A 14,724-nucleotide genomic window follows, 5' to 3' on the forward strand; every position below is an offset into this window, starting at 1 on the left:
TATGGCTGATTGGCCCATCCTGACCGCGCTATTGCTTGTTCCGCTTTTTGGCGCACTCCTGATCCTGACCATTCGTGGCGACAGTGAGCAGGCTCAACAGAATATTCGCTATGTGGCGTTGTTCACCACCTTGGCTGAACTGCTTTTGGCGGTGATCATGTGGGGGATGTTCGATGTGGGCGAAGCGGGATTCCAGCTTGTGGAATCCCATGCCTGGATCGGTGAAAATATCCGCTACAAAATGGGCGTGGACGGCATTTCCATGCTGTTCATCGTCTTGTCAGCCTTCCTGATGCCCTTGTGTATTCTGGCAAGCTGGCAGTCCATCACCAAACGCGTCAAAGATTATATGATTGCCTTTTTGGTGATGGAATCATTGATGGTTGGCGTGTTCGGCGCCTTGGATATCTTCCTGTTCTACCTGTTCTTCGAAGGTGGCCTTATCCCGATGTTTTTGATCATCGGTGTGTGGGGCGGCGCTCGACGGATCTATGCATCCTTCAAATTCTTCCTTTATACGCTGCTTGGCTCGCTGTTGATGCTGGTGGCGATCTTGTGGATGTATATTGATGCGGGAACGGCCGATATTCCCACATTGATGGCGGCGGATTTCCCGGCCCATGTGCAGACATGGCTGTGGCTGGCGTTCTTTGCGTCTTTTGCGGTGAAGATGCCCATGTGGCCGGTGCATACATGGTTGCCTGATGCCCATGTGGAAGCGCCCACGGCAGGGTCGGTGATCCTGGCCGGTGTGCTTTTGAAAATGGGGGGCTATGGCTTTTTGCGCTTTTCTGTCCCCATGTTCCCGGAAGCCTCCGAGTATTTTGCCTGGTTGGTCTTCGGGCTGTCGATGATTGCCGTGGTCTACACCTCGTTGGTCGCCTTGGCGCAAGAGGACATGAAAAAGCTGATTGCCTATTCTTCTGTGGCGCATATGGGCTTTGTAACCATCGGCATTTTCGCGCTGAACGATCAAGGGCTTGAGGGCAGCATTTTCCAGATGCTGAGCCACGGCGTTGTTTCTGCGGCATTGTTCTTGTGCGTTGGCGTGGTGTATGACCGGCTACATACTCGGGAAATTTCACGCTATGGCGGGCTGGTGAATATCATGCCCAAATATGCCGTGGTCTTTATGATCTTTACCCTTGGCGCTGTGGGCCTTCCCGGCACCAGTGGCTTCGTGGGTGAGTTCTTGGCACTGACCGGGGCATATCTGCGCGATAGCTGGATTGCCTTTGTGGCTGCCATCGGGGTGATTTTGGGTGCGGCTTATATGCTGTATCTTTATCGCCGTCTGTTCTTTGGCGAATTGCTCAAAGAAGATCTGAAAGCCATGGTGGATCTGAATGGCCGCGAGATTGCGATTTTTGCGCCGTTGATTGCTGTGGTTTTGTGGATGGGCTTTTATCCGAAACCCTTCTTCGATGTTATCAACCCTTCGGTCGAGGCTTTGTTGAGCGCCCATCGCGCCTCTGTTGGAGACGTGGCTGCAACAACCATGATCGAACCGCTGACCGGACAGGCCGCTGTGCCGTCTGTCGACCATGAGAATAAAGGATCGCATTGAACATGTCAGACGTTCTTACCGTTCTGCCGGAACTGATCCTCGCGGTGGGTGCCATGGGGCTTTTAATGATCGGCGTGTTTAGCGGCGATAAAAGCTATGGTTTGTTGAAATGGCTGGCATCCGGCCTCTTTGCCGTGGCTTTCCTGGTGATGGTCGGCTCTGGTGCAGAACAGAAATTGGCATTCGGCGGAATGTTTGTGACCGATGCCTTCGCTTTGTTTATGAAGTCGGTGGTGTTGACGGGGGCCGTGTTTGCTCTTGGTCTTTCCGGCCAATTCATGCGTGAACGCGGCATTGCCCGTTTTGAATATCCGGTTCTTGTCGTTCTGGCCGTTCTGGGCATGATGATGATGGTGTCCGCCAATGATATGCTGGCCCTTTATATCGGGCTGGAGCTGCAAAGCCTGGCGCTTTATGTGCTGGCCGCGTTCAACCGCGACAAGCTGCGCTCTACGGAAGCGGGCCTGAAATATTTTGTTCTGGGGGCCTTGAGCTCTGGCATGATGCTGTACGGTATTTCGCTGATTTACGGCTTTACCGGCTCCACGTCTTTTGCAGAGATCGCCGCTTATGGTATTGGCAGCGGCACCAACGGCCTTGGGCTTTTGTTCGGTCTTGTGTTTTTGATATCCGGCTTTGCCTTCAAGGTATCTGCCGTGCCGTTTCATATGTGGGCACCCGATGTCTATGAGGGGGCGCCGACGCCGATCACTGTCTTTTTCGGGACAGCCCCGAAAGTTGCGGCCATGGCGTTGTTCGTTCGGGCTTTGATTGTTTCTTTCCCCGATCTGACACAGCAATGGCAGCAGGTGGTGGTCTTCTTGTCGGTTGCATCCATGATTTTGGGGGCATTCGCCGGGTTGATGCAGACCAATATCAAGCGCTTGATGGCCTATAGCTCCATTGCGCATATGGGCTTTGCCTTGGCCGGCCTTGCCACCGGCACAGTGGACGGGGTTCAGGGCGTTCTGGTCTATATGGCGATTTACATGCTGATGACGGCAGGAACCTTTGCCGTTATTCTTGGCATGCGCCGCAAAGACGGCCTGACCGAGGATATCAACGATCTGGCTGGCCTTGCAAAAACCCGTCCGGCATTAGCGGCCATCATGGCGACCCTGATGTTCTCGCTGGCGGGTATTCCCTTGCTCGCGGGCTTCTTCGCCAAGCTGTATGTGTTTATGGCGGTGGTCGAGGCAGGGATGTACTGGCTTGCGGTTGTGGGGTTTGTGACCTCCACCGTTGCTGCGGTCTATTATCTTCGGATCGTGAAGTTGATGTATTTCGACGAACCGAATGAAAATATGGAACCATTGAAAGATCGCGGCATTGCCTATGTGGGTTTTGTCACGGCGGCCCTGAATTCGCCTTTGCATCTGCTGCTGATCTGGCCCCTTACGCTTGCAGCGGGCCTTGCCGCGCAGTCGTTGTTCTAATTGACGATCGGGATGATCAGGCTCCTTCGGGTGAGCGTTGCCAGCATTTTGTGTCTCTTGATAGCACCAATGAAGAGGCACGGCGGCGCGCACGCTCGGGGGAGGCTGGTCCCTTATGGATTGTCGCAGACCATCAGGCGCAAGGCCGCGGGCGCCGGGGGCGCGTCTGGCAATCGAAAGCGGGAAATCTGTTTGTCACCTGCCTTCTGACCCCGAACCGTCCGGGGACAGAGCGGGCACAGCTCTCTTTTGTTGCTGCCCTTGCGCTTCATGATGCGCTTTCTTATTTCGAAGAAGGCTTGGCCGCACGCTTGCGGTGTAAATGGCCGAACGATCTGTTGCTGGATGGTGTGAAGCTGGCCGGTATCCTTCTGGAAAGTGAAGGGGACTGGGTGGCGATCGGGCTGGGTGTCAATCTGGCCGAAGCCCCTGAAAATGTGGAACGGCCTGCCACGTCTTTATGCGCAGCTTTGGGGCGAAAGATCGACCCGATGGCATGTCTTGATGTGTTGAGCTTGCGCTTACAGGCACGTCGGGCCCAATGGGAAGAATTTGGCTTCGAGCCGATCCGCAGCGATTGGTTGATGAGGGCGTATGGCCTTGGCGGTGCGATAGACGTGCGGTTGGATAATCGCAGCTTGACGGGACGGTTTGCCGGTTTGGATCGCGATGGCGCTTTATTGCTGGACCTGCCAGACCAGACACAAAAGCGGATAACTGCAGGGGATGTCTTTCCTCTGACAAAGGGGGCATGACGCATGCTTTTGGCCATTGATCAAGGCAATACAAATACGGTTTTTGCGCTTCTCGATGGAGAGAAGATCGTCCGGAAATGGCGAATTTCTACCGAGGAGAAACGCACGGCTGATGAATATATGGTGTGGATTTCCGCACTTTTGAAATTATCGGATATGACGGTGGCTGATATTGACGGTGCTGTGGTGGCCACCGTCGTGCCACAAGGTAAACTCAATCTGGTGTTGTTATGCCGCCGTTATTTTAAATGCGACCCTTTGGTGGTAGGCGACCCGAAGGTGGATTTGGGCGTTGATGTGCGTGTGCACAATCCCGATGAAGTGGGGGCTGACCGCCTGGTGAATGCGGTGGCTGCGGATAAAATCTATGGCGGCCCTTTGGTGATCGTCGATTTCGGGACAGCCACCACATTTGATGTGATTGGTCGTGATGGTGCTTATTTGGGCGGGGTGATTAGCCCCGGTATCAATTTGTCTTTAAAAGCGTTGCATGAAGCGGCTGCCAAATTGCCGCGCATTGCTGTTGAGGCTCCCACAAGCGACCGTGTGACCGGGCTTTCCACTTTGGAGGCCATGCAGTCCGGTGTGTTTTGGGGCTATGTCGGGCTGATCGACGGCATCAATATGCGCTTAAGAAAAGAACATGCGCCCGATATGAAAGTGCTCGCAACGGGCGGGCTTGCAAAAATATTCTATGGTCGTGCCGATAGTATCGACCATGTGGATCATGATCTCACAATTTCTGGCATGCGGTTGCTGTTCGAGAGAAACAGCCATAAATGCGTCCCTGTGCTGGACGAAGACTGAAAGTTTATCGATGACATTCGACGGTATGAAAACAGATGATCTGGTGTTTTGCCCCTTGGGCGGATCCGGCGAGATCGGCATGAATATGAATTTGTTCGGCTGCAAGGGCCAATGGCTGATGGTGGATTGCGGCATGACCTTTGCCGATGATTGGCTGCCGGGTATTGATCTGATTTTTCCCGATCCGGCTTTATCGAAGATCGCCGTGATGATCTTGTGGCGCTGGTTTTGACCCATGGCCATGAAGACCATATTGGCGCTGTGCCTTATTTATGGTCGAAATTGCGCTGTCCCATCTATGCCACGCCGTTCACCGCAGAGCTTGTAAAAGGAAAGCTGGCGGAAGCCGGGATTCTTGATGAGGTGACGCTGCATGTGGTGCCGGTGGGTGGCTCGTTGGATGCCGGGTGCTTTCGTGTCACCTATGTGCCCTTGGCCCATTCCATTCCTGAGGGGCATGGCCTGAAGATCGAAACGCCGCATGGGGTGGTGTTCCATACCGGGGATTGGAAGCTGGATGATGAGCCGCAGATCGGTGTGCCATCATCGCCTGCAGAATTGGACAAGCTGGGCGATGAGGGTGTTCTGGCCATGATCGGCGACAGCACCAATGTGTTTAACAGCCGCCGGTCGGGGTCGGAAGAATCCGTTAAACAGGCCTTGTTGGATTTGGTGGGAACGCTTGAGGGCCGCGTGGTCATCACAACCTTTGCATCCAATGCGGCACGGCTGAAAACCGTGGCGGAAGTGGCCAATCGCCATGGCCGGAAAATTGTGTTGGCGGGCCGTTCCATGCACCGGATTGTGGATGCCGCCCGGAAAACCGGCTATTTGCCCGATTGGCCGCAAACCGTCTCGGAAGAAGAGGCGAAACATCTGCCCCGCAATAAGGTGCTGTTATTGTGCACCGGCGGGCAGGGGGAGCCGCGGGCGGCGTTGGCGCGTATTGCTGCGGGGGACCATCGGCATTTGTCCTTGGCATCCGGCGATACGGTGATTTTTTCCTCCAAGATCATTCCCGGCAATGAACGGGTTTTGGGGCGCTTGATGAACAAGCTGGCGCTTTTGGATGTGGATATTATCACCGAGCGGGATGCGGATATTCATGTATCGGGCCATCCGGGGCGTCCGGAACTGAAGCGCATGTATGAATGGATCAAGCCGCAGATCGCCATTCCGGTGCATGGCGAGGCGCGGCATTTGAAACGTCATGCGGCTTTTGCTGCGTCTTTGGGCGTGAAGCAAACATTGGCTCCCAAAAATGGCGACATCATCCGTTTGGCTCCCGGCCCCGTAGAGATTGTGGACCAGGCCCCCAGTGGCCGTTTGATTCTGGATGGCAAGCTGGTGGTTCCCGTTGCTTGCGAGTCAATGCAGGCCCGCCGTCGATTGATGGAAAACGGTTTTTTGGCGGTTGTTCTGATGGTTGATGAGGACGGAGCCCCCCTTGGGGATGCGGAAATCATCGCTCAGGGCATTCCTGGTATGGAAGGCGACAGCACGCTGGAAGAAGACCTGCATCTGGAAATAGATAAAAACATGTCGCGCCTTTCACGCAATGACAAGATGGATGAAAAGCGCCTGTCGGAAACGATTCGTATTGCCGTGCGCCGGATGATTCGGACGCAAACCGGCAAGAATCCGCAAGTGGATGTGCGGGTGGTGCAGTTCGAAGACGAACTGGTCTGAGGCCTGGTCATTCAAAAAGGCAAGATGTTGGCAATAAGGGAGAAAAGCGATGATCGGACGGCTTAACCATGTGGCCATCGCAGTGCCGGATCTGGATGCGGCTGTTTCGGTGTACCGCGATACGCTTGGCGCCACGGTGTCCGAAGCGGTGGACCAGCCTGATCATGGGGTTACCACGGTGTTTGTGGAACTGCCCAATACCAAGATCGAATTGCTTTATCCTTTGGGCACAAACAGCCCCATTGCCAAATTTCTCGAGCGCAATGCTGCGGGCGGTATCCATCATCTGTGTTACGAGGTGGACGATATTCATGCGGCGCGTGACAAGCTGAAAGCGCAGGGCATGCGGGTTTTGGGCGATGGAGAGCCGAAAATTGGTGCCCATGGAAAGCCCGTTTTGTTCCTTCATCCCAAAGACTTTATGGGAACCCTTGTTGAAATAGAGCAGGTCTGACCATGAGCATTGTAACCGGATTGCTGGTCTATCTTGTTCTTTGGTGGCTGATTTTTTTCATGGTCTTGCCGTGGGGCGTGCAGTCTCAAGAAGAATCGAACGAGGATGTGGTGCCCGGAACGCCGGAAAGCGCCCCCATAAAGCCGATGATCTGGCGTAAGGTTGCGGCAACATCGGTGATTGCCGCACTTTTGTGGGGCGTGTTTTATCTGGCCATCACATTGGATTGGAGCGGGATTTCCAATGGATAAAAGCCGGCTTCCAGCCTGATTTTTGCCATGAGTTTCATGAAAAAAGGGCAAGACCTGCATAAGGCCTTGCCCTTGAATAAACCCGGTTTTTAAAGCCGGAATCAAATCGCTTCATGCGATTTTATCATTATAATTCAGAGTTTTCCCCTCCCTGAACTTGGGTCGTATCAAAGCTTCTTTTCGAGCCCATACAACGACGAAATGAATGCTACGCAACGGGTGGCATTCTGTCACGGCCTCCGAAGCGTTCTGAGGGCAAAATGAAGAAACTTTCTCCGGTCTGTTGCGCAATTGCCACAAATTTGCTGTTTCCTTACGTGAAAGGGCTGAAGATTGCATTTGCGCTTTGGCGCAACAATTTGGCAAAAGGATCAAAAGCCGGTATCGGTCATTCACGCGATCCCTTTTCCGTTTCAAGTTTACGGTCCAGCTAGAAAGTTCCGCCAGTTATGCGCCTCTCCAAACTTTTCCTGCCGGTGATGAAAGAAACACCGGCTGATGCCCAGATTGTTTCTCATCGGTTGATGCTACGCAGTGGCATGGTTCGGCAATCGGCAGCGGGTATCTATAATTGGTTGCCCTTGGGCCTGAAAGTGTTGCGCAATGTGGAGCGCATCGTGCGCGAGGAGCAAGATCGCGCGGGCGCACAGGAAATTCTGATGCCCACGGTGCAGCAGGCCGAATTGTGGAAACAATCGGGGCGCTATGATGCCTATGGCCCGGAGATGTTGCGCATGGTGGATCGCCATGAGCGGGAAATGCTGTTTGGTCCCACCCATGAGGAGCAGGTGACGGATATTTTCCGTAATTGCGTGAAAAGCTACAAAGACCTGCCGAAAAACCTGTACCAGATCCAATGGAAATTCCGTGACGAGATCCGCCCCCGTTTCGGCGTGATGCGCGGGCGTGAATTCCTGATGAAGGACAATTATTCTTTCGATCTGGATGAAGAGGCGGCCCGGCGTTCTTATAACCGCATGTTCGTGGCCTATTTGCGTACGTTTGCACGGCTTGGGGTGCGGGCCATTCCCATGCGCGCCGATACCGGCCCCATTGGCGGCGAATTGAGCCATGAATTCATCGTTTTGGCCCCCACAGGGGAAAGCGCTGTATTTTATGATCATGATTTCAACAGCTTGGATATTCCGGCTGACGATACGGATTATGACGGCGATTTGCAGCCTATCGTTGATAATTGGACCAGCCGCTATGCGGCCACCGAGGAAATGCACGAACCCACGGCAAACGGGGTTCCCGAAGGTCATAAGCTGATCACTGGCCGTGGCATTGAAGTGGGGCATATCTTCTATTTCGGCACCAAATATTCCGAACCCATGAACGCCATCGTGCAAGGCGCAGACGGCGAGAAGATACCCGTTCATATGGGGTCTTATGGCATTGGCGTGTCGCGGCTTGTGGGGGCAATCATTGAAGCCAGCCATGATGATAATGGCATTATCTGGCCGGAAAATGTGGCGCCTTGGCATGTTGGCTTGATCAATTTGCGGAGCATGATGCCGACTGTACGGCGGCCTGTGATGATCTTTATGAAAAGCTGGGCCGGGCCGGGGTGGATGTGCTTTATGATGATACATCCGAACGTGCCGGTGCCAAATTTGCCAAAATGGATCTGGTGGGGCTGCTTGGCAGTTGATGCTGGGACCGCGCGGATTGAAGGCGGGGATTGTGGAATTGAAAAACCGTGCCACAGGGGAACGGGAAGAACTGACCCCCGATGCGGCCTTTGCCAAACTGGCCGGCGGAAAGGGATAAGCCAGCGTGTTTTCACGATTTGAATGGTCTGTTGCCATGCGTTATTTACGCGCCCGTCGTGCTGACGGGTTCATTTCCCTGATCGCGATTTTTTCTTTTCTTGGCATTATGCTGGGCGTTGCCACTTTGATCATCGTGATGTCGGTGATGAATGGGTTTCGGCAGGAACTGGTGGCAAAACTGCTGGGATTTAACGGCCATGTGATCGTCTCTGCCTATGATGGCAATTTGCGGGATTACGGGCCGATGGCCGGGGTCATTTTGGATGTTCCCGGCGTCAAATCGGCTTCGCCTTATATTCATGCGCAGGTAATGGCCATCAAAGACGGGCGGGCATCCGGAGCGTTTGTGCGCGGGCTGACGGATGAGGATCTGGATTTCCACAAGCTGGAAGGCATGACGGTGCGCAGCGGCTCTTTGGGTGAGCTGGCCTATGAACGCACCATTGTCATGGGCTACCGCCTGGCCCGTGGGCTGGGTGTTTCTGCGGGCGACGAAGTGACCTTGATCGCGCCGAGCTTTACGACCACGCCCTTTGGCTCTTTGCCGCGCGGTGTGTCTTTTCAGGTGGCGGCGACATTGGATGTCGGGATTTATGATTTCGACAATCTGTTTATCGGTATGCCGTTGTCCGAAGCGCAAACATTCTTCCGCTATGGGAATGCTGTCACCAATATCGAAGTGATGGTGGAGCATCCCGAAGATGTGGAAAGCTATATGCCTGCCATTGATCACCTTGTGGGAGGGGCAGGCTTTGTCACAAGTTGGCGGCAAAGCAATCAAAGCCTTGTGTCGGCTTTGGATGTGGAACGCAATGTGATGTTCTTGATCCTCACTTTGATTATCGTGGTGGCGGCGTTCAATATTATTTCCAGCCTGATCATGCTGGTGAAAGACAAGGCGCGCGATGTGGCGATCTTGCGCACGATGGGGGCCAGCCAAGGCTCGATCATGCGTATTTTTATTATTTCCGGTGCCAGTGTTGGCGTTGTGGGAACGGTTTTAGGGGTGCTTTTGGGCGTGTTGTTCTGCGAAAATATCCAGGGCATCAAAACGCTGCTGGAAGCGCTGACCGGCACCGATTTGTGGAATGCGGAAGTGCGGTTTTTGTCGGAAATTCCCGCCGTGCTTGATGTGTCTGAAGTGGCGTTGATCGTTGTGATGGCATTGGTGTTGTCGTTTCTTGCCACGCTGCCGCCTTCCTTGCGCGCGGCCCGCCTCGATCCCGTTGATGTGTTGAGGTACGAATGAGCGCCGCTATCCGTATAGAATCTGTGTCGAAATCCTATCGGCAAGGGGCGCGCATTCTGGATGTGGTGCGCGGCGTAAGCTTGAGGTTGCCCCCGGTGAGATTGTTGGTCTGATGGGCCAAAGTGGGGCCGGGAAATCCACCTTGCTGCATATTGCCGGGCTGTTGGAGCGGCCTTCTTCCGGCGCGGTTTATATCGCCGATCAATCCCTTGCCGATGCGTCTGAACGCAACCGCACCCGTGTGCGCCTTGATGCCTTGGGATTTGTGTATCAGTTTCATCATTTGCTGCCGGAATTTTCCGCCATTGAAAATGTTGCCATGCCGTTGATCATCGCCGGATCGGGACCCAAGGCGGCCAATATGCGTGCGTCGGAATTGCTGGAACGGCTGGGCCTTGGCGATCGCTTGACTCATCGCCCCGCACAGCTTTCAGGGGGCGAGCAACAACGGGTGGCCATTGCGCGGGCCTTGGCGAACAGGCCCGCTGTTTTGTTGGCCGATGAGCCCACAGGCAATCTGGATGAAGATACGGCCGGACGGGTGATGAACGAACTGGTGGATGTGGCCCGCGAGCATAATCTGGCGGCTCTTGTGGCCACCCATAATCCCGGCCTTGCCGAACGGATGGATCGCACCTTGACCATTCGGGGCGGGAAACTGGTTTAAAGTCGGGCGTCTGTCCAGCTTTTGCCGGTGCCTTTCTCTATTTCTTCTATATTCTACCATAAAGCAGGTATAATGCGGTCTTGTCTCTGGAGAGGAGCGGCCTTTATGATTCTGTTTCAATTGAATTATCTTGCCATTGTTATTGCGGCCATCGTCTATCTGGGGATGGCGGGGCTTTGGTATTCTCCATTGGCCTTTGGCAAAAGCTGGGCTCAGGAAAACCGCTTTAAACCCGATGAATTGGAAGACCGCAGCATGCTTCCGGCCCTTGGATATGCTTTTCTTGCGGCCATTGTGCTGGCTTTCGGGCTGGCTTTATTAAGCAAATGGGCCGGGGTGGACAATTGGTTCACAGGCGCATTGATGGGGCTTTTTATCAGCTTGATGATTTCCGTCCCTGCTGCTTTGCCGGTTTATGTGTTTGAAAATCGCTCTATGCGGCTGTTCACGATCAATGAAGGCATGCCCGTGGTAGCCATGGTCATCATGGGTGCGGTGATCGGCGGCTGGAAATGAACGTCAAAATGGCCTAAGCCACATTCATGTCTCATGCTGAATTTGTCCATTTGCGCGTTCACACGGCGTATTCGCTGTCGGAAGGTGCGATCCACATAAAGCACCTTGCCAGCCTGTGTGCTGAACTCAAGATGCCTGCCGTCGCCATGACGGACACTGCCAATATGTTCGGTGCTTTGGAGTTTTCCGAAACACTGGCGGGGGCAGGGATCCAGCCTATTGTAGGTGTGACGCTGCCGATCGAAAATCCTTATCTGGCTCTGCCGCGCTCTGGCCGCAAACCGGCTCCTGAAGCCCTGGTGTTTCTGGCCCAGAATTCGGTGGGTTATGCCAATCTGATGAAGTTGGTTTCAAAGGCGCATCTGGAAAGCGATGGCCATGAAGCGGCGCATATCACCATCGATGATTTGCGCGAAGATGGGCGCACGGAAGGCATTATCGCCTTTACTGGTGGTGCTTTGGGGCCGTTGGGGCATTTGCTGCGCGATGGGCAGATGGACAAGGCAAAGGCGCTGCTGGATGATCTGACCAGCCTGTTCCCCGGCCGGTTATATATGGAAATCCAGCGCCACGGGCTTGAGGAAGAGGCACAAACCGAAGCGGCTTTTCTCGATCTGGCTTATGAGCGGGATTTGCCCCTTGTGGCCACCAATCAGTGTTTTTTCCCCGATGCGTCCATGTATGAAGCCCATGATGCCTTATTGTGCATTGCCGAAGGCACCTATGTGGAAACCCGTGAACGCCGTCGGCTCACACCGGATCATGCTTGAAATCGGCACGGGAAATGGTGGCCCGGTTTTCCGATTTGCCCGAAGCCATCGAGAATACTTTGGTGATCGCAAAGCGTTGTGCTTTCAAAGTGGAAAAAGTGGCGCCGATTTTGCCGAATTTCGCCGCCGGTGCCGATATTTCCGAAGCGGATATGCTGCGCGATCAGGCCCATGCGGGGTTGTTAGAGCGATTAGAGAGTGCCGTTTATGCGGCATCTGATGATGAAGCGGCCCGTTCCGAAAAAGCCAAACCATATTTTGAACGGCTCGATTATGAGCTGGATATTATCAACAAGATGGGCTTTCCCGGCTATTTCCTGATCGTTTCGGACTTTATTCAATGGGCAAAGGATCACGGTATTCCCGTGGGGCCGGGCCGTGGCTCCGGTGCCGGGTCTTTGGTTGCATGGGCTTTGCGCATCACCGATCTGGACCCATTGCGCTTTTCTTTGCTGTTCGAGCGCTTTCTCAATCCTGAACGTGTGTCCATGCCCGATTTCGACGTGGATTTTTGTCAGGATAAGCGCGAACAGGTGATCCGCTATGTTCAGGACAAATACGGTTTTGACCATGTGGCCCAGATCATCACTTTTGGAAAGCTGCAGGCGCGGGCGGTATTGCGCGATGTGGGGCGGGTGATGCAGCAGCCCTATCCGGTAACGGATCGCCTGTGCAAATTGGTGCCCAGCAATCCCGCCGATCCCAAAACACTGGCCGAAGCCATTGCCGAAGAGCCGCGCCTGCGCGAGGCCCGCCGTGACGATCCTTTGACCGCCGGGGTTATTGATCGGGCCTTGAAGCTGGAAGGGCTTTATCGCCATGCTTCCACCCATGCGGCGGGGGTGGTGATCGGTGACCGGCCACTGGATCAATTGGTGCCTTTATACCGTGATCCGCGTTCCCCCATGCCGGTAACCCAGTTCAATATGAAATGGGTGGAACAGGCTGGGCTGGTGAAGTTCGACTTTCTTGGCCTTAAAACCCTGACTGTGCTGGATTATGCGGTTCATCATATTGCCGAGCGGGGCATCACCGTGGATCTGGCGTCGGTGCCATTGGATGATCCCAAAACCTTCGAGCTGTTGTCCAGCGGGGATACGGCAGGGGTGTTCCAGCTTGAATCCACCGGCATGCGGGCCATGCTGAAGGGGCTGAAGCCGGATAAATTTGAAGATATCATCGCTATTGTGGCGCTTTACCGCCCTGGCCCCATGGAAAACATCCCCACCTATATCAGCCGTAAGCACGGCAAGGAGACGGTGGAATATCCCCATCCCATGATTGCCCATATCATGGAGGAAACCTACGGCATCGCCATTTATCAGGAACAGGTGATGCAGATCGCCCAGGTGATGGCGGGCTATAGCCTTGGGGAAGCCGATCTCTTGCGCCGCGCCATGGGGAAAAAGCAGGTCGACGAGATGGACCGCCAACGCACCCGCTTTGTGGACGGTGCGGCGAAGAACGGCGTGGACGAGGCCAAAGCCAATGAAATTTTTGATTTGTTGGCGAAATTTGCGGGCTATGGGTTCAATAAATCCCATGCCGCAGCTTATGCACTGGTGGCCTATCACACCGCCTATTTGAAAGCCAATTTCCCGGTCGAATTCATGGCCGCATCCATGACATTGGATATGAACAACACCGACAAACTCGGTATGTTCAAAAAGGAATTGGCGAAAATGGGCATCTCGCTTTTATTGCCCGATGTGAACGCGTCCGATGTGGTGTTCCAGGTAGAGAAAGCCCCCACCGATCCGGATGCAGATCCGGTATCGCCGGATGATCCGCGTGCCGGCCTTGCCATTCGCTATGCTTTGGCGGCGATCAAGGGGGTGGGCGAAAAGGCCATGGAACAGCTTGTATCGGAACGCCGCGAAAACGGCCCCTTTAAAGATGTGTTCGATTTTGCCGAGCGGCTGGACCCCAGCTTGATCAACCGCCGTCAGATCGAGCAATTAGCCGCAGCCGGCGCTTTTGATCGTCTGGACCCGAACCGCGCGCGCATGTCTGCCTGTGCCGAGATGCTGTTGCGCCATTCCCAGATGACGGCACAAACCCGCAACAGCAAACAGGTAAGCCTGTTTGGCGATGCAAGCGGCACGGGGATGGATCAACGCCCGCCCTTGCCATCGCGGCCACCTTGGGAGGATTCCGAACAATTGGCCCGCGAGCTTTCGGCCATTGGTTTTTATCTGTCGGCCCATCCCCTTGATGGCTATGCCACTGTGTTGCGGCGTTTTCGTGTGAAATCGGCGGCGGAAGTGACGTCTGGCGCGGATTATGTGGGCACCACGGTGAAAATGGCCGGAGCGATCGAAAGTTATGGCGAGCGCAAATCACGGGTGAAAAACCGGCCCTTCGGAGTGTTTGGCTTGTCCGATGCTTCGGGCGGGTTTGAAGTGATGGTGTTTGAGGATTCTTTGGAAAGCGCACGGCTTTTGGTGGAAAAGGGTGAACCTATCGTTCTGGATGTGGAGGTGCGCCAGCGCCCCGATGACGATGCGGTCCGCCTGTCGGCCAAAGGAATGATGTCTTTGGAAACGGTGGCCGCGCAATCCGATGCCGGGCTGGAGATTTATCTGGGCAATGGCAAGGCCGCCCCAATCATTGCCCAGCAAACAGAGCGGCACAAAGGCGGGCGTGGGCAGATCCGCATCATCATGCAGCTTGCCAATGGCTGTGAAGCGACAGTGGATCTACCGGGACTATATCGGGTCACGCCTGCCCTTGCCGGGGCCATTGGCTCATTGGATGGGGTGATAGATGTGGTGCAAGAGGAGTGAGC

12 protein-coding genes and 2 pseudogenes are annotated in these 14,724 nt (G+C 54.5%); all 14 read left to right on the top strand.

What is annotated here, in order from left to right:
* The first annotated feature begins 1 nt into the window (after position 1).
* The 14 genes and pseudogenes from JCM17844_RS01465 (at position 2) to dnaE (ending at position 14,722) form a co-directional block, all read left to right on the top strand.
* Positions 2 to 1,567: an NADH-quinone oxidoreductase subunit M gene (locus JCM17844_RS01465; RefSeq protein ID WP_149999325.1), complete on the top strand. Its 1,566-nt coding sequence runs from the start codon at positions 2 to 4 to the stop codon at positions 1,565 to 1,567.
* Between the two features lie 2 nt (positions 1,568 to 1,569).
* Entirely contained in the window at positions 1,570 to 3,003 is a 1,434-nt protein-coding gene (gene nuoN, locus JCM17844_RS01470; protein WP_149999326.1) for an NADH-quinone oxidoreductase subunit NuoN, read from the top strand.
* 50 nt (positions 3,004 to 3,053) lie between these two features.
* Positions 3,054 to 3,758 carry a biotin--[acetyl-CoA-carboxylase] ligase gene (locus JCM17844_RS01475; RefSeq protein WP_210431134.1) on the top strand — a complete coding sequence of 235 codons (705 nt, stop codon included), beginning with the start codon at positions 3,054 to 3,056 and terminating at the stop codon, positions 3,756 to 3,758.
* 3 nt (positions 3,759 to 3,761) lie between these two features.
* Positions 3,762 to 4,565, top strand: coding sequence for a type III pantothenate kinase (locus JCM17844_RS01480; protein WP_149999328.1), 804 nt, complete (start codon positions 3,762 to 3,764; stop codon positions 4,563 to 4,565).
* A gap of 10 nt (positions 4,566 to 4,575) precedes the next feature.
* Entirely contained in the window at positions 4,576 to 4,797 is a 222-nt protein-coding gene (locus tag JCM17844_RS14065) for a hypothetical protein (protein WP_210431135.1), read from the top strand.
* A complete protein-coding gene (locus tag JCM17844_RS01485; protein WP_210431136.1) occupies positions 4,782 to 6,254 on the top strand; it encodes a ribonuclease J in 1,473 nt (490 codons plus the stop codon). Before JCM17844_RS14065 ends, JCM17844_RS01485 begins: the two co-directional genes overlap by 16 nt.
* A 49-nt stretch (positions 6,255 to 6,303) precedes the next feature.
* Positions 6,304 to 6,708, top strand: a complete 405-nt coding sequence (gene mce, locus JCM17844_RS01490) for a methylmalonyl-CoA epimerase (protein ID WP_149999329.1) — start codon at positions 6,304 to 6,306, stop codon at positions 6,706 to 6,708.
* A gap of 2 nt (positions 6,709 to 6,710) precedes the next feature.
* Positions 6,711 to 6,959, top strand: coding sequence for a DUF1467 family protein (locus JCM17844_RS01495; protein WP_149999330.1), 249 nt, complete (start codon positions 6,711 to 6,713; stop codon positions 6,957 to 6,959).
* A gap of 449 nt (positions 6,960 to 7,408) precedes the next feature.
* Positions 7,409 to 8,732, top strand: a pseudogene (proS, locus tag JCM17844_RS01500) (proline--tRNA ligase).
* Between the two features lie 36 nt (positions 8,733 to 8,768).
* On the top strand, positions 8,769 to 9,983 hold the full coding sequence (locus JCM17844_RS01505) for a lipoprotein-releasing ABC transporter permease subunit (protein ID WP_371864735.1): 1,215 nt from the start codon (positions 8,769 to 8,771) through the stop codon (positions 9,981 to 9,983).
* Positions 9,980 to 10,650, top strand: a pseudogene (locus JCM17844_RS01510) (ABC transporter ATP-binding protein). The gene JCM17844_RS01505 and the pseudogene JCM17844_RS01510 overlap by 4 nt, the downstream one beginning before the upstream one ends.
* A 105-nt stretch (positions 10,651 to 10,755) precedes the next feature.
* Positions 10,756 to 11,166, top strand: a complete 411-nt coding sequence (locus JCM17844_RS01515; protein WP_210431138.1) for a DUF1761 domain-containing protein — start codon at positions 10,756 to 10,758, stop codon at positions 11,164 to 11,166.
* 26 nt (positions 11,167 to 11,192) lie between these two features.
* Complete coding sequence (locus tag JCM17844_RS14070; protein WP_210431139.1) at positions 11,193 to 11,936, top strand: PHP domain-containing protein; 744 nt, start codon at positions 11,193 to 11,195, stop codon at positions 11,934 to 11,936.
* Positions 11,933 to 14,722, top strand: coding sequence for a DNA polymerase III subunit alpha (dnaE, locus tag JCM17844_RS01520; RefSeq protein WP_210431140.1), 2,790 nt, complete (start codon positions 11,933 to 11,935; stop codon positions 14,720 to 14,722). Before JCM17844_RS14070 ends, dnaE begins: the two co-directional genes overlap by 4 nt.
* Positions 14,723 to 14,724: the final 2 nt, after the last annotated feature.

It is taken from the genome of Iodidimonas gelatinilytica (genome assembly GCF_008579125.1).
In the GTDB taxonomy this organism is placed as follows: domain Bacteria; phylum Pseudomonadota; class Alphaproteobacteria; order Sphingomonadales; family Rhodothalassiaceae; genus Iodidimonas; species Iodidimonas muriae.